Source organism: Mediterraneibacter torques (genome assembly GCF_044591705.1).
Lineage (GTDB): Bacteria > Bacillota > Clostridia > Lachnospirales > Lachnospiraceae > Mediterraneibacter > Mediterraneibacter torques.
The window spans coordinates 442146-465648 of the sequence record NZ_CP172594.1; the positions used below are offsets into that span (position 1 = coordinate 442146).

Genomic DNA, 23503 nt, shown 5'->3' on the forward strand with positions numbered 1-23503 from the left:
TATTTAATAGGCAGGTAAATTTTGCCAGTGTACTTTGACAATCCTATACCAGCATTACAGGTACGTTCCCGTAAGTAGAAGCGTGTTAGGAAGGCGCGAGGACAAATGAAAATGACAGGAAAGAATATAAAAAATTCTTTGCTGGTGTTTTTGTTTCGAGCGAATTACCTTTAACTGAAACAGACCGTGGCGGTCTTTTGCGAGGATCACTTACGAGGGGATAATGATACATAGGAACTGCCAGTGAGCAGAGGATGGACTTTGGGTTGTAATCAGCAAGACCTTTAGAAAATCCATGAGTGGTGCAATGCCAAGCATCCGCCTGTAATGTTCCCGTAAGGCAATGGGGGAGTCGAGGACAAATACAACGCCAAAAAACAAAAGTATAAGAAATCAAGGAAGAATGTGTCGTTGATATCAGATACATGCGGCTGTAGGGAGAAATCCTTTACAGCCGTATTGATGTGGTATCAGCACGCATATTAGGTAACAAATTATGTATTACACAAAAGAATATTTAAAAAGAGCGCATCGTGAAATTGATACAATCTTTCGTGTGCTGTTTCCAGAACATGGAATGGCAGTAAGGGAAGAACAGATTATGTTATGCCACGAAATGCTGGATAACCTGCTGGGAAGAAACATAGCACTGTGTGATGCGGGTGTCGGTATCGGCAAGACGTATGCCTATCTGGTGGCCTGTGTTCTGATGAGAAAATATTCTCTCCTTGCAGAAGGATGTTCCCCTTATGAGCAGCGTCCGATCGTGATATCTACTTCCAGCATTACACTCCAGAAAGCAATTCTTACAGAATATATCCCTTTTCTCTCCCGGATTCTTCAGGAGAACGGGACGATTCAGGCCCCTATTAAAGCTGTGATACGAAAAGGGAAAGAGCATTTTGTCTGCGATGAGAGGTTGGAGCAACGAATCGTTGCAATCGAAGAAAAAAACAAAAATGCGTTGCAGAAAGAAGCTCTGCTGTCGTTGAAAGAACATTATGATATGGACGAAGTGTCCAACTTAAGTGGGTTTGACAGAAGGATGGTGAGTGTACCGAAGTTCTGTTCGGGAGACTGCCCGAAAAGAGGCTCATGCAGGTATCAGCAGTATCTGGAGCGTTCCAGAGATCATGAAATGTTCATTCAGATCTGTAATCACAATTATCTGCTGGCTGATGGTTATCACAGGCTGCAGGATTACCGCCCGTTATTAAAAGACTACCGGGCATTGATTGTCGATGAAGCACATAAGCTGCCGGATGCGGCAAAGCAGATGTTCGGGAAGAGCCTCTGTTATGACGATATCCGGGAAATCTGCTTTTATCTTGGGAAAGAGTACCAAGGCCCGGAGATAAGAAAACTGTCTGGGACGATCCGTATGGTGCTGGACATCATAGGAGAAAACCACAGAACCAGATATGGGATAAAAGAAGAATTCCACATGACAGAAGAGTGTGCAATGTATTTATGTGAGGGGATACAGACCATGAATAAGATCATAGAAAAATTAGAAAAGAAGATTCCGAAGTGGATCAGAAACAAGCTGGAAGAAACCAGAAGTGTGTTGGAATACTTTTTCCATCAGGATAAGAAGTATGTACTGCATCTGAAGCAGGACCATGATCACAGGATTATATTGTGTGCATCCAGCAGGCGGATTCCACAGTATCTGGACCAGATGTTATGGAGCAGAGGAATGGGAGCGATTCTTACAAGCGGAACTTTAAAAACCGGACAGGGATTTTCCCACATTCGGAAAATGACAGGATTACAGAGAGTGCGGAGAGTCCGGGAATATGTGGCAGACTCCCCGTTTGAATATCAGAAGAACTGTCTTTTATATCTGCCTAAGAATTTGAAAAAATCCAGAAGAGGAAGTCAGGAAGAGGCGGAGATGATAGCAGGCCATATCCATTCACTGATCTGTTCGACTTACGGGCATACGCTGGTGCTGTTCACATCTTATCATTTGATGGGAAACGTTTACCAGATGTTAAGGGATGAAATTCCGTTCCCGATGATAGAGGTGTGGAGACATTCACCGGAAGAGATCACAAGATTTAAACAGATGGACAATGCTGTCCTTTTTGCAGCCGGCTCCTGTTGGGAAGGAGTAGACTTCCCTGGAGATATGGTATCTTCGCTGATTATAGTAAAACTGCCCTTTGCTGTTCCTGATCCCATCAGCGAAGCACAGAAGAAGGAATATGCCAGCCTGAAAGATTATATTCAGGCAGTGATTGTTCCAGACATGCAGAAAAAACTAAGACAGGGATTCGGACGGGCACTCCGCACCGAGACAGATACTTGTGTCGTGTCCATTTTAGACGAGCGTGCAGGAGAAGGCGGCAGGTATCATGAGGAAGTGATGTGTGCGCTTCCAAGCTGCAAGATGGCAAAAGACATCAAGGATATCCAGCACTTTATCCGAAACCGGAAAGGCGTGGAATACTACCTGTAACCGTTCGTGGTTCTGCTACAGAAATAGCAGATTTAGCACGAAAAGTTTGGTCGTATTTCAAGGGCGTTTTCGGTGGGATTGTTGGTATTGATGAATAGCTATTTCGGCATGAAGTGGGTATACTGTGTATAGCGTTAGAGGAAAGGAGGCAGCTTATGATATACAAGGTGGAAACGATAAAAGATGGAACAGAAAAATATTTTTTCATCAGAAATCTGGAAACAATGAGTATTGAAGAACTGCCAAGTAAATATCTAATGCATAAGATTAAATGTAAACGTTCACCAAATACAGTGAAACGCACAGCATTTTCAATCTGCTATTATATGAAATATATGGCAGAGAAAGAAATGGAACTCACAGAAGTCTATCAGTTAGATTATGAAAAACAGACAGAACACTTTGTGGAATTTTTATACTGGCTTAAAGCCGGAAACCATACAGAGCAAACGGCTGGAGAAAAGAAGTGTCCGAATGAAGGAACCTGCAACGCATACTTAAAAGATGTGTTCAGGTTCTATTTATTTATAGAGGCAGAATATGAACAGTACGGAAGTCTCAAAACCTTATCGTATAACCAGATTATAGCGGTTAATCAGGTGGGAGTAAAAAAGGTACTGCGGAATCATTCTTTTAAAGCCTATCTGAAGGAAGAGGAACATCGTGGGAGAACAGCAAAAGAAAATCAGATTATTACAATTTTACAGGCCTGTACGAACCGAAGAGATCAGCTTCTGTTACTTATGTTAGCAGAAACCGGATACAGAATTGGGGAACTACTGGGAGTAAAATATGTCAAAGATATTGATTATAGGAATCACATGATAAGGGTATGCTTCCGGGAAGATAATGAAAATGAAGCGAGAGCCAAAAATGCGGAATACAGAAGTGCCAAGATAAGTAATGATACGTTTGAATTTCTCATGGATTATCTGGCAAAATATCGGAAAATCCTGCAACATCAGGATTACCTGTTTGTGAATATCATGGGTGAGAACATTGGAAAGCCATTAAGAGTGGACAGTGTATATGATATGTTGGACCGAATGGAAAAGAAAACCGGAGTTAAAATCACACCCCACATGTTACGTCACTATTTTGCAAATATGCGAAAGCAGGCAGGATGGGAACTGGAAATGATCAGTCAGGCATTGGGGCATAAACATTTGGATACGACTATAAAGTATCTGGACTGGCTGGATGATGAACTGATAGAAGCAAGTAATGAGTTTTATGCACAACACACTGCTATTTATGGGGCGGAACGTCTGCTGGAGTAGGGAGGTGTGAGAAATACCTATATATTTATTGCAACAGGCAGAACACATAACAGAATCTGAAGTAGATATTGAGAAGAAAAAGCAGGAACTATATTCAGAAATTGATGCACTTGGAATAAAAAGCGATTCAAGAATTAACAAATTGAAAAAGTTCTTGGCAGATAGAAAAATCTGGCATCTGGAAGAAATGGATTATCCTTTGCGAAATTCGTATGAACAATATTTAAGAGGACAGATACGATCACAAATTGTATCTTTCTATTTGAAAATATATGATACGGTAAAACAACAACATATCTATCAACAAATGCAGACGCTAAATGGAAAGCGGATATATGAATGGAAATATCAAAATAAAATTTATTTTCTGAAGTATTATCCGGAAAAGGAAATAGCTGAGACCTTTGAAACTTCTTATAAAACAAACCTATTGGTGTGGGATTTTACACAAAATTGTTCAGAAGTTTTAAAGAAACAAATTTTTTATACGTTGAGTCGTATCATTGCCAATACTTCAATGTCTAAGGCTTATAGAAATGTCAGGTTAAAATCCTTAAAACTTCTTTATGATTCTTGTGTTCAGTTAAATATTACGGATATTGGATTGCTGGAAATGGAACAAGTGGAAACTATTTTAAAGAATTTTCCCGAAACGAGTCAACGAAGTATTTTAGGTGAATGCAGAAGAGATGCGTTTATGCAGCAGGAACAGATCCAATGGGAAGCAAATGTATGGTATCTGGAACGATTACATCTTGGAAAACATCGGATAGACGAAAGTAAATCCTTAATTAGCATTTCTTTTATGGAAGTCAAGGAAATACAGAATCGAGAAATTTTACAGGCATACATGAAATATGAACTGGGAATTACTGGACAGGCAGTCAGCACGATTGTACGAAGATTTGTATGTATTAGAAATTTTATTGAACTGCTGGAACAAGAAAAGATACTGGCGATTCATGCAACTGTCGCAGAAGTAAAAAAGTATGCAGACGGCTTGCGAGAACGGGGAATACAGGCAAAGGGATTTAATGAAAGAATTTTCGGTATCGGTCATTTTTATAAATTCATGGAAGTTAAACAGTATATTACAAGAATGCCATTCCGAATTGAATATTTCCAACAAAAAGAAGTAATAGTACATCATGATCGTAGCGTTGAGGAAACAGTATATATGGAAATTTTGAAAAAATTATATCTTTTTCCAGAGCGATTACGATGTATGTTCCTACATCTGTGGTGTCTAGGATTACGGGCGAGTGAAGTGTGTACATTGAAAGGAAATGCTTATTATCAGCAGGGCGAGGATTATTGGATTCAGGTGTATCAGGTCAAAATGAAGAATTATAAAAGGATTCCAATCCCACAGGCACTTTATCAGATTATGAAAGTATACTTGAAAAAACATGAAATTCAGCCTGAAGAATTCATTTTTAAAAACAGCAGAGGTGGTGCTTGTCTATATGGTACATTCCGAACTCAGATGATAGAAGCGTGCCGGGAAAATAAGATTGCAAATGGAGAATATTTATTTCAATCACACGATTATCGACATACAGTAGCAACTATGTTTTATGACAGTCATGTATCACTGCAAAGTATCAGGGATTATCTTGGACATACTTATGAAGAGATGACAAGACAGTATATTGATTATATGCCGCAAAGGATTGCAAAAGCAAATGATGAGTTCTTTGAAATGCAAGGAAGTAGTTTAGCATCATGGCTAAAGAAAGAGGAAAAAGATGGAAAATGATATTATATACTTCAGCGATTTCCCCAATTTACAAGAAACAGGGACACGTAAGGATAATGGAAAATTTGATTTAACGTTGCTTCCAACGCAAGAATTAAAGGAAGAGTTTCGAGGTTATATTATGTATCGCTGCAAAAACGGAACGTTTAGAGCATTGATTCAGGATCGAACAGCTTATAATCATATTGCAAAGTTTTTGAACAGCAGAATAAATCGGAGAATCAAAAGCCTTGGAGATAGAAATCCAGAAAAATGGATATCACTTTTAAAAGGCTGGATGTTAGAACAGGGAATAACTATTGTAAAAGAAAAGAAGAGTGTGTATGGTACAGTAAGCTATGGCGAAGCAGTGACGATATTATATTTCAGAAACGTACTGAAATTTTTAGGGCCAGAAGATTTACGGGATGAGATAGAAAAAGATGTTTGGGAACTAAAAAATCTGGATATTAAAATCAGATCCAATCCAATTTATAATGTAAAAACACTGGATTTCAGAAAAATATATCAGCCAGATATCAGGGAAGAATGTAAGAAAGCTGTTTATATGAATCTGCAGTATGAAGCAATAGGAACTGTACAGGGAGAATTGACAATAATGAGGATATTCTCAGAATATCTCCAAAAAGAGTATTCCAAAATAAAAAGCTGCAGTGAAATAGACAGAGAAGTGTTGGAAGAATTTTTGATACATCTGTCAACAAAAGATACTTCCCATAGTGCGAATAGTTCTTATGTAATTTCATTAAGACGACAGTTAGAGACAATCGGAAAAATTTACAGCTATGAAAGATTGGAGCATTTATTTATTAATACGGATATTCCACCGGAAGTAAATGCAGAATTTAGAGTGTATTCTGATGATGAAATGAAACGACTGAATGCGGAAATTACACAGATGGATGTACAGATTGCAAGATGTCTTCTGATACATCAGATGCTTGGAACTAGGATATCAGATACCCTTACACTGAGACCAGATTGTCTGACGAGAGAAAATGGCCAAGATATGATTGAAATATATCAAGTTAAAACTAAAAGATATAAAAAACCGATCAGTAAAGAACTTGCAAAACTGTTACAGAGTTCTATTGAATATACACAGGAAAAGTTCGGTGATACAGAATACATATTTGTTAATGAAAAAGAACCTGACCGCCCGATGCAGTATATGGCTATAAAAACAAAAGTCATGTCCATGATACAGGAAAAGCAGTTGAAAGATGATCATGGCGAATTATTCGGGTTTGGAACGCACATGTTCCGGCACTACTATGGCGTCAAACTTACAGAAATGCATCTGGATGACTGGACGATAGCGAGACTATTGGGGCATAAAAGACTGAATAATGTACAGCATTACCGGAAAATGAGCAATCAAAGAATGGCAGACGAAACCAGAGAAGTAAGACAGAGGATGAGTGACATCATATATATGAGTCTGGCAAGATGGGGTGAAGAATATGAGCAAATACGACAAGATGATTGAGGAAAATCAGAGAAAAAGTAAAGAGAAAATTGAACTGGCATTGCAAGCAATACAAGATATGCTGGCAAATAAAGAACGTATCAGCGTTCCAAAGCTGATGAAGAAAACTGGATTGTCGAGAGGATTCTTTTATAAAAATCCAACCGTCCGGGATACATTGAACCAAGCAGTAGAGCAACAGGCCGGAATGATAGATCCAAGAAGAGAAATTCTGAACATGGCGATGGAAAAACAGATTGAACTGTTGAACCAGAAGGTGGCAGCTCTGAGCAGAGAAAATAAGGAACTGAAGAGAAAGAACGAAAAGTTACAGAAGGCATTACGGAAACAGGATTTGAATTTTATTAAGAACTTATAACATTGAAAATAATAAGATGGAAGAGATGTGTGCAGACACATCTTTTCATCGTTGAGGATAAAATATATAGAATGAGAATGGGATTGTTTTATGGTATACTAAAAGTGAAATGCTAACTTTGATATGAGGTATAAAACAATATGACAGAAATACAAATTAAAAATTTAATTAAAGAATATGAAAAAGAATATATTGAGTTTATGGAAATTGAGAAATTACCACAGTATAAGATAGATTTTTTTGAAATTAATGTTGAGGAAAGCGATGCAGCAGGATTCGCTTCAGCCGCCCAAGCTTACTATAATACGAAAACAGATGAACATATATTAAGGATATGCAAAAGTTCGGAAATACCAAGGTATATTGTGTTTCATGAATTTACGCATATTTTAGATACGGAAATGTATGCAAAGCAAGATTCTTGGAAATATATGGCTTTGTCTGGTTATACAGAATATCATGCAGCACAAGTTGAATTGATGATAATGTTAGGAGCAGATAGTATACAAACTCAAGATTTTTCATTTACAGTTGATGTTGAAATAGGTAATAGTACAGTTAGGAATTACCTAAACTCAAGACATCAATTAGTAGTGAATATGATGAATAGAACAGATTTTCCAAGAGATATTGAAGCATTAAAAACAACGGTAGGTGTGCTATATAATTATTTTGGAGTGCGTTCTATATGTAAAATGTATGCGAAAGATTATACTGAAGAAGTGGATAACACAATTATTATTCAGAAACTTTCAAAAGTATTATTTGAAGAGATAAATAGCTTTATGGTTGGATGGTTTAATGAAGCACAAGTAGAGCTGAGCTTTGTGTCATATATGAAAATAATGTGGCCTATGCTTCAAAGCTATTTTGGAAAAGAATGAAAGATAGTAACAGTAAACACAGTTTTGTATACAGTTAAACCCAGTAAAATCAACGCATGAGGGGAACTGGCTACATTTTAATATACAATATGGTGGTAAAAGGTTTACAGACAATTTTGCAGAATTTATAAAAAAATACGGTGAGTACTACATGACAGATATGTATGCAGCCGGATTTTATCCATATCCGTCTGAGGAGGCAAAGTGGGGATACTGGTCAAAACATGCATTGATGAACCGCTTTGATCCTCCGGCATTGCCGCTTTATACAGAGCTTTATGATCTTGTAAAGAATAAAGAATATTTTGTACTTACAACCAATGTGGATCATCAGTTTTATAAAGCGGGATTCGATGAAAAAAGAATATTTGCAACACAGGGAGATTATGGGAAAATCCAGTGCCAGAAAGCCTGTCATTCAAAGACTTACGATGCAAAAGACCTGTTTCGTAAAATGGATAAAGCAAGAAGAGACTGCCTGATTCCATCAGAACTTGTACCAAAATGTCCGGTGTGTGGCGGCAATATGGCTATGAATCTCCGTTGTGATAATTATTTTGTGGAAGATGAAGCGTGGCATGAGGCAGCCGACAGGTATGCGGGGTTTCTGGAACAGCATAAAGATAAAAAGGTTGTTCTTTTGGAACTTGGAGTTGGATTTAATACGCCGATTATTATACGTTTCCCTTTTGAAAAGATGGTGAGGGAGAACTCGTCTTATAGTTTGATACGCCTGAATATGGATGAAGCGGTAGTTCCGGAAAGCTTCGGGGAACGTGCAATCGGTATTGGCGGTGATATGGCAAAGGCAATTACTGATATAAGGGGGCTGGTATTATGACACAGGATGAGCAAAGAGAATATCTGATTCAGTATCTTTTAAAAGAAGAAATACCGTTTGGCAGACAGAACATTCCTACGGATAAGCAGGGGCAGGAAAATCTGCTCCGCTCACTTATGAATGTCAGACCGCCAAGACCAATCAGTAATGATTTTTTGAAAATACAGGATGAGTATCTTACAGAAAGAAATATAGAGCGTGGAATCACAGATGTTGACACGCTTGCACCTGTAAAATCCGATTCGAGATTATATATCTGGCAAGGGAATATTACCACTTTGAAATGTGATGCGATCGTGAATGCGTGTAACTCACAGATGCTTGGTTGTTTTTCACCGATGCATGCCTGTATTGATAACTTTATTCATACTTATGCTGGAATGGAACTTCGTCTGAAAATGCATGAAATTATGGCAAAGCAGGGGCATGAAGAAGAGACCGGCAAAGCAAAGATAACATCGGGATACAATCTTCCGACAAAATATATTCTTCATACGGTAGGACCTATTATACAATGGAAAGTCACAAAAGAAGATGAAGACCTGTTGGCAAGCTGCTACACAGAGTGCCTAAAGCTTGCAGCGGATACTGGTGTGGAATCTATTGCATTCTGTTGTTTGTCTACAGGTGTATTCCGTTTTCCACAGCAACGAGCTGCCGAGATTGCAACGAGCACTGTAAAGCAGTATCTTAACAAAGACAGCAGAATAAAAAAGGTAATCTTTAATGTGTTTAAGGATGAAGATTTAAAAATATACAGTGGATTGTTATAAACGTCTGTTGAAATATCCGATAAATCTTATTGTACTGTTACTGCCTGAGAATGTGATTTATATTGGAATCCGATGTTAAGTGAAAGAATGGTGGGAAGAACGAGAATATTATTAAAAAAGTGGACAGTTCACCAATTGGGGGCTGTCCACTGAGAGGACGGCGGTTAGTCACGAGACTATGAAGAAAAGTCTGTAAATATGATCTTCTATGATAAGAATGGGCGATAGGCTTAAACAAAATCAGCTTTTCGCCCTTGCTTTATATATAACAGTTACAAAATTGCATGTCAACAGCAGGCGGGTAATCCGCCTGTTTTTCTGCTTTTTTTATTACTCTGGCAAGCGACCTTCATACATGATACTTAACTCTCCATAAACCTGAGCCCAGTTCCGGATTGTTGCAGTCCATTTTTTTGTAGCTTCAAAGGTAGCCAGATAAAGGGCTTTTAAAAGGGCTGTATCGCTTGGAAAGACGCTTCTCTGACGGTTCAGCTTCCGATAAGTGGAATTCAGAGATTCAATGGCATTTGTTGTATAAATGACCTTTCTAACCGCTGCTGAAAACTTGAAGATTGGGGAAATAGCATCCCAGTTATCCTTCCAGCGTTTCATGGAATTCGGATATTTTGCAGTCCATTTTTCCATTACCCGATCCAAAGCTGCCAAAGCTTTCTTTTCATCCGCTGCCTGATATATCGTTTTCAAATCTGTGGCAAATGCTTTTCTGTCTTTATCTGGAACATATTTCAAGGTATTTCGCACTTGATGAACGATACATCTTTGATATTCTGTCTTAGGAAATGCTGCCGCAATCGCTTCTTTGATACCTGTGAGTCCATCTGCACAAATGATCAGGATATCTTTTACACCACGATTTTTTAATTCGTTTAAGACGGAGAGCCAATACTTGGAACTTTCATTTTCTCCAATACTGATAGTAAGCACTTCTTTCTTACCTTCCGCATTAATCCCAAGAATGACATACGCAGCAAGCTTCCGGATCACTCCATTATCACGGACGGAATAGTGAATCGCATCAATATACAGGATTGGATAAACTTCATCTAATGGCCGATTCTGCCAGTCTTCAATTTGTGGGAGAATCTTGTCTGTAACATCTGATATAAAACCTTCGGATGTTTCAAAACCATAAATATCTTCGATTGTTTCTGAAATCTGCCGGGTTGTCATACCTTTTGCATACATAGAAATAATCTTCTGATCGATATCTGAAATGTCTTTCTGACGTTTCTTTACTACTTGAGGTTCAAAAGTTGATTTTCTGTCTTGTGGAACTTCAATCTCCATAGAACCATAACGACTATTCACTCTTTTTCGCTTATAACCATTGCGATAATCACCGCTATCAGAACGTTGTGATTTTTCATATCCCAAGTGGTCATCCATTTCCGCTTCCATCATCTCTTTGATGGTTCCACCAAGAAGATCTTTCAGCGCATCCTGGATATCTTCTGCTGATTGGATATCGTATTCTTTCAAGAGCTGGTGAATGATGTTACGTTTTCCTTCTGTCATTTGTACTTTGTGTACAGGTTTCTTTTCTCTTGCCATAATAAAAGGCCTCCTTATGATAAAATATTTTACCATAGAAGACCTTCTAAAACATTATTTACAGAAAAAGTTTCACATTCTCTTAGTCACCGCCTCCTACTCAATTTTTAACAGGAAATATTAAAGTTCAAGTGAATCTTCTGCATCAACCCACATCTGTAAATTTCCATCAAGATATAATCTTGCATATTCCAGTGGTTCGTCAATAGCAAGTGTATTTAATGCACAGTCTGATCCAGGCGTGGTTTTTAAGTCCTTCTCAGTTTCCCAGCAGTCAATGCGAAGCATATAGCCGGCACTGGTATAAACATCAATACTGTTGCATTGTGGATTATATTCTGCAAATATTGTTCTCATCGTATCTTATCTCCTTATCGATCAATAAATCATCAGTTACAAAAATCAGAAGCATTTCAATCAGTTCACCATGTCACTTTTATTTTGTGTTATACTGTTTTATATGATTTTCTTGCCCTTGTATTTTCCCTTATCAGAGTTTGTAAACACTGGCGGGACGATATAACACAAGGGAAACAATAAGGGAAAGCTCACCTGCGACAAATCCAGTGTTTTCAAGGGTTTACAGAGAATTTAATAACAAAATATAACAGTTATTAAATCTCTTAAAACAGGTGAAATCTCAATCGGAAGTTGCAGTGCAAAAAGCATTAGATGAAGCACAATTATTATTTGATAGCTTAATGCAGGAGTATTTTGGATGATGGGAAGGAAAATTATGGGAGAAACAGGAATAAAGCCTATAGTAATAGAGACCAGCTATGAAAAGTCAACCATAAATTAGCAAAAAATTTCTTTTTCATATCGGTGGTAAAAAAGGGTAACTTTAATAGAGCTCCCTTAGGGTGCTTTTTCAAAATCTATCGATATAGGTATACAGATCTCTTACTCGAGGTTAAATTCTACTTCGTCAGTGAGCATCTTCCAGATGACTCTGACAAGCTTGCCGGCACAGTGCCCAAGTGCATTGTAGTGAGACCGGCCTTCAGCCCTCTTGGCATCATAATAAGCCTTGAAGGTTGCGTTGTTCCTGACAACGTTCCAAGCTGCATTTACAAGAGCATATCGTAAAACACGAGAGCCACGTTTGGACATCCTTGTTGTCTTAGCCTGAAAGTTACCAGACTGATAAACAGAAGGATCCAGGCCTGCAAAAGCAAGCAGCTTGTTTGGATTGGAGAAACGGTGAATATCGCCTATTTCACCAAGGATCATTCCACCATTGATATAACCGATACCAGGAATGGTCATGATGACAGAATCGTTAAATTTCATGATATCCGTCATCTCAGCTTCAATCTTTTCTAATTGGCTATCCAGTAACTCGATTTGTTGAATGGTTTGAGTTATCTGAATAGATATAGCGCTGTCGTTGGCACCGACAGACTTCTGTGCGAGAATTCTTAATTCTTTGGCCTGCTCTTTAGTAAAATGTCCGTGCGAGTTCACTTTGAGCAGATTTGCCAGATGAGTCATATGCATGGAAGCAATCTCTTTTGGAGAAGGTGCTTCTTTTAAAAGAGCATAGACAGCATTCTGATGCAGACCGGATTTGAAAAAGTATTGAATCTCCGGGAATACTTGATCAACATAGGTTGTCAGTTGGATTTTCAATCGGGTGCGTTGCTTAATGGTTTTCTGCCGAAAGCGCCCCAAGGCCTTAAGATCCATCATATCGAGATCAAAGAAGGTAATAAATCTTAGGTCATCCTGCATCATAAGAGTTTTAGCAATAACAAATGTGTCGACCTTATCTGTCTTTGTTTTACGAACATTGTTCTTACGCATCTGACAGGTTTTGATGGGGTTCAACACACACACTTGGTAGAACTCAGCAACAAGGTATCGAACAAGGTTGTCACCGTAGTGTGCCGTCGACTCAAGACCGATGATGATGCTGTTCTTATCGAATGATTCGAGCTTAGAGACCAGCAGTTGGAAGCCATCAGCGTCGTTTGTGAATTTGAACGGCTCAATGAGTATTTCACCGTCCGAAGAAATCGCAGCGGCGAAATGGTTGAGTTTGGCAATATCAATGCCTACAAAAATTTTCATGAGGTTGTACCTCCCTTTCATAAAGTCTGATACCATGATGTCCACCATCGATTATCATCGTAGACTTGATAGAAATAAGTACTCTGAGTGAAAAACACTCCGGCAACATCCAGCTAATAAACAATTCAGATAAAGGTAGCGGCAATACACTCCAGTCGAGTAGTCAAGGCTACAGGGAAAAATCAAAAGTCCATAGTATCTGAATTGTATTGAACCACGATATTAAAAGAAAGGAAACGTGTGATAATTAACTTCCTAATTATCATACAAGGAAATATGTGATCTTGCCAAAAAGTATAATGTAAAAAAAGTAATTCTGTTTGGCTCAAGAGCAAGAGGAAGCTTTAAAGAAAAAAGCGATATTGATTTGGCTGTGCAAGGCGGCAATTTCGTGCATTTTATGTTGGATGTAAATGAGGAGACGAGTACCCTTTTGTGCTTTAATATTATTAATTTGGACGAAGAAATACAGAGTGAATTAAGAGATTCTATCAAAAAAGAAGGGAAAACAATATATGAAGAAATTTGAGCATTTTAAATCAAACTTGAAAGTGCTTGTGACAGCAGAAAATGAAGACTTATCAAATGAATTTATTGTGGGTGGTATTATTGATAAATTTTTTGTGCAGTTTGAGTTGGGCTGGAAAGTGTTAAAGGAATTGTTAAGTTATGAAGGACAATCTATCTCTGCGACAGGTTCTCCTAAAATGATTCTGAAAACTGCATATACGATTTTTGATTTTATTGATGAGGATATTTGGCTTGGAATGTTAAAGAGCAGAAATGATTTAACACATATTTATGATGAGTCGTCAGCAAGAAGATTAGTTGGCGTTATTTTAAAAGACTATATTCCGGCATTTGTAAAAATGCAGAAGGGGATTGAAGAGTATTACGGTATTGAGTTAGAAAACATATAAAATGAACAGATTTTTTGAAGTTTTCGTATATTTTTATTAAAAACGTGAGGCAGAAAGAATTATAGGGAAGTTTAGCTATTATTTGATAGTATGACACAGAATTATTTGGGATAGAAGGGGGACGGATAAATGGCAAAAATGACAGTATATCACGGAGGGTATATATCAGTTGAAAATCCCCAAGTTCGTATAGGAAGAAATACAAAGGATTTTGGAACAGGGTTTTATTGTACCGTTATCAAGGAACAGGCTCAGAGATGGGCAAAACGCTACGATACAAAAGTTGTTTCTATTTATGAAGTAAGATTAAATTTGGATTTGAACATCAAAGAGTTTCAAGAAATGACGGAAGAGTGGCTGGATTTTATTATTGATTGCCGGAGTGGGAAAAGTCATAATTATGATATTGTAATTGGAGCGATGGCTGATGATCAGATTTATAATTATATTTCAGATTATATAGAGGGAGTTATTACAAGGGATCAATTTTGGAGTTTGGCAAAATTCAAATATCCGACACATCAGATTAATTTTTGTACGGAAAAGGCATTAAAATGTCTTGAATACCGAGGGTTTGAGGAGGTTGTGTAATGCAGGATAATATTGGCAGAGAATCTTCAAAAGATAACGATTTGTTTTTTACATGCAGTCTGATCGACTATATTGCAAGGAAAACGAAAAATACAAGAATGGATGTTGTAAATACGTTAGGGAAAAAACGTATTGAAAAAATTTATGATTTGGCAGATGTGTACCATAGTGACAATATAGATCGTGTGAGTGATGATTTCATAGTGGAATCAGGAATGAAAGAAGGAAATTTTGACAATGTAAAAGCATGTGGTTATGCAATACCGTCGCATTGGGATATCGGTAAAGTTTATAAAAGGCTGATAAAAGGAGTCGCTGATAGGGAAAAGACAGGAGTGATTGACGCGCTGTTTCATGTTTATAATTCTTTTGTAAGTGCCAAGATAGATGATTATAATAGTAGTATGTATTATGAAAATCCATCTTACTTACTGGAGTGTTATTTGGAAAATAGAGTGATTGAATAAAAGATGCATTGCGCTGGCATTAGGTTGCGTAGTTTTGGTTGAAGGATGTTGGTACAAGTCGAAAGGGGAGTATCAACATGGAAGAAAAAATTGTACTTATATTGAACGAGATGTCAGAGTATCTGTCGATTGCACAGATGAAAAAATTACAGGAAGTTGTGTTAAAAACATTTTCGGAAAATGAAGCTGATAAACAAGAAATATCAAATAATGATTTTTTGCAAATGTTTTTGGATGCTAAGCGGATTGAAGGGTGTTCGGAAAGAACAATACAGTATTATCGGGTCACTGTGGAACATTTATTTTCAAAAATGAATCAGAGTGTAAGGAGGATTACCACGGAAGAGATTCGTACTTATTTATCAGATTATCAGAAAATAAACAGGTGTTCAAATGTGACGATTGATAATATCAGACGAAATATATCCAGTTTCTTTTCATGGCTAGAAGAGGAAGATTATATTTTGAAAAGCCCAATGAAAAGAATACATAAAATAAAGACAAAGACAGTCGTCAAAAGTGTAATTACAGATGAAGGAATAGAAAAACTTCGCGATAATTGTGCAGAAATACGTGATTTAGCAATAATTGATTTACTGTATTCGACCGGAATCAGAGTTGGAGAATTAGTAAATCTGAACATTGAAGACATTGATTTAGAGGGGCGAGAATGTATTGTATACGGAAAAGGAGATAAAGAACGGCGCGTTTATTTTGATGCGAAGGCAAAAGTCCATCTGAAGGAATATATTGAAAAAAGAAAAGATAATAATGAAGCATTATTTGTAACGTTGGATGCACCGCACGATCGTTTGAAAATAAGTGGAGTCGAAATACGATTGCGGCAGTTAGGAAGACAACTGAAATTGGATCGTATACATCCCCATAAATTTCGACGAACGATGGCAACGAGAGCAATCGATAAAGGAATGCCGATCGAGCAGGTACAAAAGATTTTAGGGCATTCTCAGATAGATACAACAATGCAGTATGCGATGGTAAATCAGAATAATGTAAAAACATCACATCAAAAATATATGTCTTAAAGTGAAATGTATCCCTCAAGCAAATTAAGATTTGTGGGGATGATATATGAGAGTAAAACTAGGAGATGTCTGTGAACGTGGGACATCAAATTTAAAACTGTCAGATGTATCTGAAAAGAATGGGGAATTTTCAGTTTTTGGTGCATCAGGATATATTGGAAGTGTAGATTTTTATCAGCAAGGATATCCGTATGTCGCAGTTGTAAAGGATGGAGCTGGAATTGGAAGGGCAATGTTATGCCCGGGAAAAACTTCTGTAATAGGTACGATGCAGTATCTTTTACCGAAAGACAATATATTGCCAAAGTATCTTTTTTATGTAGTAAAATATATGAATTTGGAAAAATATTTTACAGGCGCAACCATCCCGCATATATATTTTAAAGATTATAAAAACGAAGAATTTAATTTTGATTTTTGGGAACGGCAAGTTGAAATTGTAAGTGTTCTTAGTAAATGCGAAAAAGTTATTGATTTGTGTAAACAGGAATTACAATTATTGGACAAGCTTATCAAAGCCCGATTTGTCGAACTGTTTGGTGATCCGGTTTCAAATTCTTACGGTTTACCAGAAGCTACATTACCTGACTTGGGAGAATTTGGTCGAGGAGTATCTAAACATAGACCAAGAAATGATATTAAGTTGTTAGGTGGTAAATATCCATTAATTCAGACAGGAGATGTTGCAAATGCTGGACTATATATTACATCTTATAGCAGCACATATTCGGAACTTGGATTAAAACAGAGCAAAATGTGGGATAAGGGGACTCTTTGTATTACGATTGCTGCTAATATTGCTAAGACGGCTATATTGGAATTTGATGCTTGCTTTCCTGATAGTGTGGTTGGATTTATTGCAAATGAAAGAACAAATAATATTTTTGTTCATTATTGGTTTTCTTTCTTTCAAGCAATTCTGGAATCACAGGCACCTGAGTCTGCTCAGAAGAATATCAACTTGAAAATTCTTAGTGAATTGAAGGTAATAGTGCCAGAAAAAAGGAAACAAGATCAGTTTGCTTCTTTTGTTAAATTAACCGACAAATCAAAAGTTGCAGTGCGGAAATATTAAAAATTTGCTTGAGAGGAGGAGCTTATCATGGAAATGAATTTTGCATTTCTTGAGAAGAAACAAGAATATGAATTGTTTTCAGGAGCGTGTATTGATGCGGAAAGAATATTAGAATCTTCGCCGGTGATGAGCGCGGTAGCTTCAAGAAAAGCATTGGAATTGTGTGTGAAATGGATTTATTCGATTGATTCTGCATTAGAACCGATTGGAAATAGAGAAGGATTGCAGTCTTTACTTCACAATAATGGCTTTCCTTCTTTGATGGATATTACATTGTGGAGAAGGCTTCAGCACATTGTTCGGAATGGAAATGAGTCTGTACATACTTCAAAACGACTGACGCGAGACAATGCAGTTCTTTCTCTCAACATATTATTTGATTTTGTGGAATGGGTTGATTATTGTTACGGAAGAGATTATGTTGAACGAGTATTTGATGAGAAAAAGATTCCTGATGCGACAACGGATATGAATGTGGTACAGGAAGAGTATCGGCAGGTTATTAAAGACGTTCAAAAAAACGCTGATAAAATAGTGAATGAAAAAGATAAAGAAATAGAACGTCTTTTAGCTTTGAATAAAGAACTTCGTAATGAGATGAAAGTTCAAAAAGCCCGTAATATAAAAAATCGGGAATATGTTTACGAACCGGATCTGTCAGAATGGACGACGAGAAAAAGATATATTGATGCAGATTTAGAGGCGAATGGATATGTGTTCGATCAGGATAAAAAGAGAAATTGTGTGGAAGTTGAATATCCTGTTGTCGGAATGCCGAATCAAACAGGACGGGGATATGTGGATTATGTTATATGGGGAGATACAGGAAAGATTATTGCTGTAGTAGAAGCAAAAAAGGCAAGCGAGAGCGGAGATAAAGGGCGGAATCAAGGGAAATTATATGCAGACTGTATCCAAAATATGCAGGGAAAAAGACCGATTATATTTTATACAAATGGTTTTGAAACTTATCTTTGGGATGATGCAAACAGTGCGCCCAGACTTGTGAGCGGCATCTTTCCGCAAAAAGATATCAATGCAATGATTGAGCGGCGATGTATAAAGAAATCGGTTAACAGCATTCAGATTGATAAGCAAATTACGGATCGCTGGTATCAATTAAGAGCAGTTACAAAATGCTGTGAAAATTATGAAAAGGGAATCCGAAAATGTTTGCTTGTAATGGCGACGGGTACAGGGAAAACACGAACAGCGGCATCGATAGTAGATGTGATGACGCGCAGTGAGTTAATGGGAAAAGTGTTGTTTTTGGCAGATCGCAAAGAATTGGTGAAGCAGGCAAAGGATGCGTTTTATAAATATATAGAGAATACAACAATGTGTAATCTTTTACTAAATAAAGATGAGCGAAATGCAAAAATTATATTTTCAACATACCAGACAATGTTACATGCGATTGATACTATAAAAAATGCGGATGGATCGCGATTTTTTTCGCCGGGGCATTTTTCGTTAATTGTAATAGATGAAGCACATAGAAGTATTTTTAATAAATATAAAGCAATTTTTCAATATTTTGACGCTTGCCTGCTGGGATTGACTGCGACGCCGAAGAATACGATTCATCAGTCTACCTATACATTTTTTGATATGAAAAATAATATACCGACGGATGTATATGAGTATGAGGAAGCGGTGGAAAAAGATCATGTGTTAGTTCCGTTTTATTTAATTGAGACTTCGACACAGATTTCAGATGATGGAATTACATATGCGGATTTGGACGAGGAAGAGAGGGAGGCATATGAAGCAGAGTTTGTCGAAGATGGAGGAGTGCCTGAACATATTCCGCCGGAGAGAATAAATAAATATATTTTTAATGTCGATACGGTTGATAGAATGATTTCAGATTTGATGAATAACGGCATTAGACATAAAAATGGAAATCATGTCGGGAAGACAATTATTTTCGCACAAAATAAATTGCATGCAAAATTTATTGTTGATCGATTTAATGAATTATATCCGCAATATAAAGGTAATTTTTGCAAGTTGGTGGTTTGTGATGAGCCATATGCAGGACAAAATCTTAAGGATTTTAAAAAAGCGGATGACTATCCGTTTATTACGGTGACTGTAGATATGCTGGAAACCGGGATAGATGTGCCGGAAATTACAAATCTTGTTTTTGCCAAGAAAGTTTATAGCCGGATTAAATTTGAGCAGATGTTAGGTCGAGGAACAAGACTTTGTGAAAACCTTTTTGGGGAAGGCGAGGATAAAAAAGAATTTGTTGTATTTGATTATATGAGGAATTTTCAATTTTTTGACGAACATCCAAAAGGAAGAGAAGCAGGGAAAGTAGTTGCTCCGGTTGCGGCAAGATTTATCCGAATGGTCCAGATGATCAAATGTTTGCAGGATGCAAATTATGTAGATGTGAAGTATCAGAATATTCGGGAGAATTTGATAGATCATGTCGTAGATGATGTGAAAGCTATGGGAACAGAAAGGGTTGAAGTGCGCTTAGAACTAAGGTATGTAGAAAGATATAAAGAACGAAAACAGTATGAATGCCTTGAGGAAATTCATAAAGAAGAAATTATAGATCACCTTGCAAAACTTGTCGTATCAGATGAGAAGGACGAAGCGGCAATTAGTTTTGATGTGCTTATGTATGGACTGATGTTGTCAGTTATGACAGGAGGAAAAAATTTAGGAAGATTAAAAAGGTATGTTGTTGGTAATGCAAATATTCTTTTGAAAGAATGCGCTACGATTCCGGATATAAAAGTTAGAATTTCGGAATTGAAAGAACTTGTATCAGATCATTATTGGGATGTTCAGGATGTTTTGAAATTTGAAGAAACAAGAAAATCTTTACGTGAAATTATGAAATACATTCCCGCGAAGAAAGAAAAGCTTCATTATTCAAATTTTAAAGATATAGTTGTGTTTAGAGAAGAAGGAAGATTGACGAGTCTGTCTGCATCTGATTTTGAAGATTACCGGGCAAAAGTAAACGAATACGTTGAAGCACATAAAACGACGCCGGCGATTAATAAACTCCTGCATAATGAACCGATTTCTGTGGAAGATTATAACGAGTTAGAGCGAATATTTACTGTAGAATTAGGGACGGCAGAAGATTATGAGATGAATTATCAAGATACACCGTTCGGTTTGTTGATTCGTAAAATTGCAAAGATGGATCGGACTGCTGCATATGCTGCGTTTTCCACATTTATTTTAGAAGAAAGACCAAATACAGAGCAACTTCATTTTATTGAACAAGTTGTAGATTATGTCGTAGAAAATGGGTATATTAATAATGTTCTTGATTTGATGAAAACGCCGTTTGACAGACCATATAAATTTAGTTTGATTTTTACATATGAAGAACAGGTAAAATTTGTTAAGATTATTAACAATATCAAAAATAATGCTCTTGTTACTTAAATATAAAAGATCAATTAAGTCGGCAAAGAGACTGCTGCTTGAGTTTGAAGTTTCAAGCGACAGTCTTCTATTGCCATATTTAATACTTTTTCAACACTCGTTTTTCCACTACATTGATCAGAGCATACAATCCCATTGCCATAATACAGAGCAAAATAATCGACATGAGAAGCCAATCCATCTTAAATACCTGACTGGAATAGATGATCAGATATCCAAGTCCGCTTTTGGCAGCGAGAAATTCTCCGATAATGACTCCCACAAGACAAAGTCCGATATTGACTTTCATATTGCTTATGATTGCCGGAACAGAGGAAGGCAGTACAACTTTTGTAAGCGCATGCCTGCGGTTTCCGTGCAGTGTATATATCAGTTTGATCTTTTCCTGATCGACATTGATAAAGGCGGTATACAGATTCAAGATACTTCCGAAGATGGCGACGGACATTCCGGCAATAATAATTGTTTTTGAAGTTGCGCCGAGCCATACGATCAGAAGAGGGGCAAGCGCGGATTTCGGAAGGCTGTTTAGCACAACGAGGTATGGTTCCAGTATTTCCGATAGCTTTTTACTATACCAAAGCAAGATTGCCGCAAGGATGCTGAGCAATATGACGAGTATGAAGCTGATAAATGTTTCGTATAAAGTAATCCCGATATGAAGGAAAAGAGATCGGTTTTTCAACATTTCCAAAAAACAAAGAGTGATTTTTGAAGGACTGCTGAAGATAAAGGAATCTATAATTTCAAAACGAGCGCATAATTCCCATAAAAAAAGAAACACAGTTAAAATAAGGACACGGCTGATCAAAACTGTGATCCTATGACGGCGAAGGCGCGTTAAAAAAAGTTTTTGTCCGTTAGATTGATCATTCATCTTGATTTAGCTCCTTCCATATTTCGTTAAAATATTGTTTGAATTCCGGGGCATTTCTTCGGTTTAGCGGGGTATCGTTTTCGATGGAAAATGCAATCGGAACAATTCGGGCAATATGTGCGGGGCGTTTTGTCAATATGATGATCCGATCGGCAAGGCTGATTGCCTCTGAAAGGTCATGGGTTACAAGAAGCGCGGTTTTTCCTGAATGTTTGATGATTTTTCCGATATCATCGCTGACGGTAAGACGTGTTTGATAATCGAGAGCGGAAAAAGGTTCATCTAAAAGGAGCAGTTCGGGATTCGGCATGAGAGTGCGGATCAGAGCTGCTCTTTGCCGCATTCCACCGGATAATTCAGACGGGCGGGAGTTAATAAAACGCTTTAATCCGTATTGACGCAGAAGTTCTTTTGCCCGTTGTTTCGTTTCCTGGGATACACTTTTGTTGATTTCAGCGCCGAGCAGGACGTTTTTTAAAATGCTCCTCCATTCAAAAAGGTGATCATGCTGAAGCATATAGCCTATTTTGGCAGATTTTCTGAAAGATTTTTCCGATGGTTCGCCGTCTAGGAAGATTGTTCCGTTCTCTGCCTCTATAAGTCCTGCGATTAACGAAAGAAGTGTGGATTTCCCACATCCGGAAGGTCCGACAACGGCGGCAAATTCTCCGGGGGCAAGCTGAAAAGAAATATCGGATAAAGCTTTTGTTTCTCCGTCTATTGTATGATAAGAATAACTGATGTTGTTTAATTCCAGTAAAGGTCTCACAGAGTCACTTCCGTTCTTATTTAAGTATCTAAGATTAATGTATGAGAGCCGGCGGCAGTGTGTGAATATCGACATATCGGAACTTGATCTGATTTGGAAATGAAACGGATTGACATTGTAATTTGGAAAAAGAGATGATATCTTATTATAAGTAGAATAAACAAAAAGGTAACGCAGCATATAGGAGAACAGTTAAGATGAATGTTCAGAAAATCAATTATCAAAAGGAATTAGATAAAATATTGAAACGTCTTGAAGAGGAAGGCCGTGTCCCGACTCTTTTGATCCATAGCTGTTGTGCGCCGTGCAGCAGTTATGTGCTGGAATATTTATCCCGCTATTTCAGGATCACGGTGCTTTATTATAACCCGAATATTTATCCTGAGAGCGAGTATACAAAGCGGATCATAGAGCAGCAGAAACTGATAAAAGATATGCGGTTTCAATATCCGGTCTCATTCCTTGCGGGAAAGTATGATAAGGAGAAGTTCTATGAAATGGCAAAAGGGATGGAGCATTTGAAAGAAGGCGGCGCACGATGCATGAAATGCTATGAACTTCGGCTTGAAGAGGCGGCGCAGCAGGCAGCGGAAGGCAGATTTGATTATTTTACGACGACTCTGAGCATCAGCCCTCTGAAAAATTCGCAGAAGTTGAACGAGATCGGAGTGCGAGTCGGGAAAAAGTACGGCGTAGAGTATTTAGTTTCGGATTTTAAAAAGCGGAACGGATATAAACGGTCTGTAGAATTATCCGAAGAATATGGGCTCTACAGGCAGGATTACTGTGGATGTGAGTTTTCAATGAGAGAACGTGAGCATAGAGAAAAACAGTTTTTATAAAAA

At 37.5% G+C, this 23503-nt stretch carries 20 protein-coding genes and 1 pseudogene; 16 read left to right on the plus strand and 5 right to left on the minus strand.

The genetic code is table 11. The annotated features are described in order from the left end of the window. Positions 1 to 496 precede the first annotated feature (496 nt). The 8 genes and pseudogenes from ACH9UM_RS01990 to ACH9UM_RS02025 all read left to right on the plus strand — a co-directional run bounded on the left by ACH9UM_RS01990 (position 497) and on the right by ACH9UM_RS02025 (position 9848). Positions 497 to 2464: an ATP-dependent DNA helicase gene (locus ACH9UM_RS01990; protein WP_015513360.1), complete on the plus strand. Its 1968-nt coding sequence runs from the start codon at positions 497 to 499 to the stop codon at positions 2462 to 2464. Between the two features lie 155 nt (positions 2465 to 2619). Next, a complete protein-coding gene (locus tag ACH9UM_RS01995; protein ID WP_006426957.1) occupies positions 2620 to 3744 on the plus strand; it encodes a tyrosine-type recombinase/integrase in 1125 nt (374 codons plus the stop codon). A 28-nt stretch (positions 3745 to 3772) separates the two neighbouring features. Then, complete coding sequence (locus ACH9UM_RS02000) at positions 3773 to 5503, plus strand: tyrosine-type recombinase/integrase (RefSeq protein WP_007886448.1); 1731 nt, start codon at positions 3773 to 3775, stop codon at positions 5501 to 5503. After that, positions 5493 to 6992 (plus strand): tyrosine-type recombinase/integrase, encoded by a 1500-nt coding sequence (locus ACH9UM_RS02005; RefSeq protein ID WP_006426955.1) that lies wholly within the window; start codon positions 5493 to 5495, stop codon positions 6990 to 6992. The genes ACH9UM_RS02000 and ACH9UM_RS02005 overlap by 11 nt, the downstream gene beginning before the upstream one ends. Next, positions 6967 to 7350: a DUF6262 family protein gene (locus ACH9UM_RS02010; RefSeq protein ID WP_015513361.1), complete on the plus strand. Its 384-nt coding sequence runs from the start codon at positions 6967 to 6969 to the stop codon at positions 7348 to 7350. The genes ACH9UM_RS02005 and ACH9UM_RS02010 overlap by 26 nt, the downstream gene beginning before the upstream one ends. Positions 7351 to 7490: 140 nt before the next feature. Then, complete coding sequence (locus ACH9UM_RS02015; RefSeq protein ID WP_006426953.1) at positions 7491 to 8234, plus strand: hypothetical protein; 744 nt, start codon at positions 7491 to 7493, stop codon at positions 8232 to 8234. Between the two features lie 82 nt (positions 8235 to 8316). After that, positions 8317 to 9075, plus strand: a pseudogene (locus tag ACH9UM_RS02020) (Sir2 silent information regulator family NAD-dependent deacetylase); the annotation flags it as partial. Beyond that, positions 9072 to 9848 carry a protein-ADP-ribose hydrolase gene (locus ACH9UM_RS02025; protein WP_005426052.1) on the plus strand — a complete coding sequence of 259 codons (777 nt, stop codon included), beginning with the start codon at positions 9072 to 9074 and terminating at the stop codon, positions 9846 to 9848. The pseudogene ACH9UM_RS02020 and the gene ACH9UM_RS02025, both read left to right, overlap by 4 nt. 330 nt (positions 9849 to 10178) lie before the next feature. On the opposite strand, the gene ACH9UM_RS02030 is transcribed toward ACH9UM_RS02025, so the two are convergent. The 3 genes from ACH9UM_RS02030 to ACH9UM_RS02040 all read right to left on the minus strand — a co-directional run bounded on the left by ACH9UM_RS02030 (position 10179) and on the right by ACH9UM_RS02040 (position 13493). Next, positions 10179 to 11420 (minus strand): IS256 family transposase, encoded by a 1242-nt coding sequence (locus ACH9UM_RS02030; protein ID WP_009321026.1) that lies wholly within the window; start codon positions 11418 to 11420, stop codon positions 10179 to 10181. Between the two features lie 120 nt (positions 11421 to 11540). Then, on the minus strand, positions 11541 to 11777 hold the full coding sequence (locus ACH9UM_RS02035; protein ID WP_005426055.1) for a DUF6061 family protein: 237 nt from the start codon (positions 11775 to 11777) through the stop codon (positions 11541 to 11543). A 546-nt stretch (positions 11778 to 12323) separates the two neighbouring features. Beyond that, complete coding sequence (locus tag ACH9UM_RS02040; protein WP_009243756.1) at positions 12324 to 13493, minus strand: IS110 family transposase; 1170 nt, start codon at positions 13491 to 13493, stop codon at positions 12324 to 12326. 274 nt (positions 13494 to 13767) lie between these two features. Between ACH9UM_RS02040 and ACH9UM_RS02045 the strand changes: the two genes are divergently transcribed. From ACH9UM_RS02045 to ACH9UM_RS02075, 7 genes are all read left to right on the plus strand, one after another. Further along, positions 13768 to 14022, plus strand: a complete 255-nt coding sequence (locus tag ACH9UM_RS02045) for a nucleotidyltransferase family protein (RefSeq protein ID WP_055159511.1) — start codon at positions 13768 to 13770, stop codon at positions 14020 to 14022. Continuing rightward, a complete protein-coding gene (locus ACH9UM_RS02050) occupies positions 14009 to 14413 on the plus strand; it encodes an HI0074 family nucleotidyltransferase substrate-binding subunit (protein ID WP_004847127.1) in 405 nt (134 codons plus the stop codon). The genes ACH9UM_RS02045 and ACH9UM_RS02050 overlap by 14 nt, the downstream gene beginning before the upstream one ends. A 129-nt stretch (positions 14414 to 14542) precedes the next feature. Continuing rightward, on the plus strand, positions 14543 to 15004 hold the full coding sequence (locus ACH9UM_RS02055) for a DUF3990 domain-containing protein (RefSeq protein WP_004847129.1): 462 nt from the start codon (positions 14543 to 14545) through the stop codon (positions 15002 to 15004). Further along, positions 15004 to 15471, plus strand: coding sequence for a hypothetical protein (locus ACH9UM_RS02060; RefSeq protein WP_004847131.1), 468 nt, complete (start codon positions 15004 to 15006; stop codon positions 15469 to 15471). Before ACH9UM_RS02055 ends, ACH9UM_RS02060 begins: the two co-directional genes overlap by 1 nt. Positions 15472 to 15548: 77 nt before the next feature. Then, positions 15549 to 16517, plus strand: a complete 969-nt coding sequence (gene xerA / locus ACH9UM_RS02065; RefSeq protein WP_004847133.1) for a site-specific tyrosine recombinase/integron integrase — start codon at positions 15549 to 15551, stop codon at positions 16515 to 16517. 46 nt (positions 16518 to 16563) lie between these two features. Then, positions 16564 to 17592, plus strand: a complete 1029-nt coding sequence (locus tag ACH9UM_RS02070; protein WP_004847135.1) for a restriction endonuclease subunit S — start codon at positions 16564 to 16566, stop codon at positions 17590 to 17592. A 27-nt stretch (positions 17593 to 17619) separates the two neighbouring features. After that, entirely contained in the window at positions 17620 to 21012 is a 3393-nt protein-coding gene (locus ACH9UM_RS02075) for a DEAD/DEAH box helicase family protein (RefSeq protein WP_400091806.1), read from the plus strand. 79 nt (positions 21013 to 21091) lie between these two features. Here ACH9UM_RS02075 and ACH9UM_RS02080 read toward each other — a convergent pair whose 3' ends face one another. Both ACH9UM_RS02080 and ACH9UM_RS02085 read right to left on the minus strand, forming a co-directional pair. Then, positions 21092 to 21889, minus strand: a complete 798-nt coding sequence (locus ACH9UM_RS02080; RefSeq protein WP_004847138.1) for an ABC transporter permease — start codon at positions 21887 to 21889, stop codon at positions 21092 to 21094. After that, positions 21882 to 22658, minus strand: coding sequence for an ABC transporter ATP-binding protein (locus ACH9UM_RS02085; RefSeq protein WP_009243702.1), 777 nt, complete (start codon positions 22656 to 22658; stop codon positions 21882 to 21884). Before ACH9UM_RS02085 ends, ACH9UM_RS02080 begins: the two co-directional genes overlap by 8 nt. A 197-nt stretch (positions 22659 to 22855) precedes the next feature. Between ACH9UM_RS02085 and ACH9UM_RS02090 the strand changes: the two genes are divergently transcribed. Beyond that, the gene (locus ACH9UM_RS02090; RefSeq protein WP_004847140.1) at positions 22856 to 23500 is read left to right on the plus strand and encodes an epoxyqueuosine reductase QueH; all 645 of its coding nucleotides are present in this window, start codon (positions 22856 to 22858) and stop codon (positions 23498 to 23500) included. The last annotated feature ends 3 nt before the right edge of the window (positions 23501 to 23503 follow it).

What these genes read in the sequence shown, in the direction of transcription:
- xerA (WP_004847133.1), top strand. Translation starts at nt 15,549, where the DNA reads ATGGAAGAAAAAATTGTACTTATATTGAACGAGATGTCAGAGTATCTG.
- ACH9UM_RS02005 (WP_006426955.1), top strand. Translation starts at nt 5,493, where the DNA reads ATGGAAAATGATATTATATACTTCAGCGATTTCCCCAATTTACAAGAA.
- ACH9UM_RS02015 (WP_006426953.1), top strand. Translation starts at nt 7,491, where the DNA reads ATGACAGAAATACAAATTAAAAATTTAATTAAAGAATATGAAAAAGAA.
- ACH9UM_RS01990 (WP_015513360.1), top strand. Translation starts at nt 497, where the DNA reads ATGTATTACACAAAAGAATATTTAAAAAGAGCGCATCGTGAAATTGAT.
- ACH9UM_RS02030 (WP_009321026.1), bottom strand. Translation starts at nt 11,420, where the DNA reads ATGGCAAGAGAAAAGAAACCTGTACACAAAGTACAAATGACAGAAGGA.
- ACH9UM_RS02025 (WP_005426052.1), top strand. Translation starts at nt 9,072, where the DNA reads ATGACACAGGATGAGCAAAGAGAATATCTGATTCAGTATCTTTTAAAA.
- ACH9UM_RS02040 (WP_009243756.1), bottom strand. Translation starts at nt 13,493, where the DNA reads ATGAAAATTTTTGTAGGCATTGATATTGCCAAACTCAACCATTTCGCC.
- ACH9UM_RS02035 (WP_005426055.1), bottom strand. Translation starts at nt 11,777, where the DNA reads ATGAGAACAATATTTGCAGAATATAATCCACAATGCAACAGTATTGAT.
- ACH9UM_RS01995 (WP_006426957.1), top strand. Translation starts at nt 2,620, where the DNA reads ATGATATACAAGGTGGAAACGATAAAAGATGGAACAGAAAAATATTTT.
- ACH9UM_RS02090 (WP_004847140.1), top strand. Translation starts at nt 22,856, where the DNA reads ATGAATGTTCAGAAAATCAATTATCAAAAGGAATTAGATAAAATATTG.
- ACH9UM_RS02060 (WP_004847131.1), top strand. Translation starts at nt 15,004, where the DNA reads ATGCAGGATAATATTGGCAGAGAATCTTCAAAAGATAACGATTTGTTT.
- ACH9UM_RS02050 (WP_004847127.1), top strand. Translation starts at nt 14,009, where the DNA reads ATGAAGAAATTTGAGCATTTTAAATCAAACTTGAAAGTGCTTGTGACA.
- ACH9UM_RS02055 (WP_004847129.1), top strand. Translation starts at nt 14,543, where the DNA reads ATGGCAAAAATGACAGTATATCACGGAGGGTATATATCAGTTGAAAAT.
- ACH9UM_RS02010 (WP_015513361.1), top strand. Translation starts at nt 6,967, where the DNA reads ATGAGCAAATACGACAAGATGATTGAGGAAAATCAGAGAAAAAGTAAA.
- ACH9UM_RS02080 (WP_004847138.1), bottom strand. Translation starts at nt 21,889, where the DNA reads ATGAATGATCAATCTAACGGACAAAAACTTTTTTTAACGCGCCTTCGC.
- ACH9UM_RS02075 (WP_400091806.1), top strand. Translation starts at nt 17,620, where the DNA reads ATGGAAATGAATTTTGCATTTCTTGAGAAGAAACAAGAATATGAATTG.
- ACH9UM_RS02070 (WP_004847135.1), top strand. Translation starts at nt 16,564, where the DNA reads ATGAGAGTAAAACTAGGAGATGTCTGTGAACGTGGGACATCAAATTTA.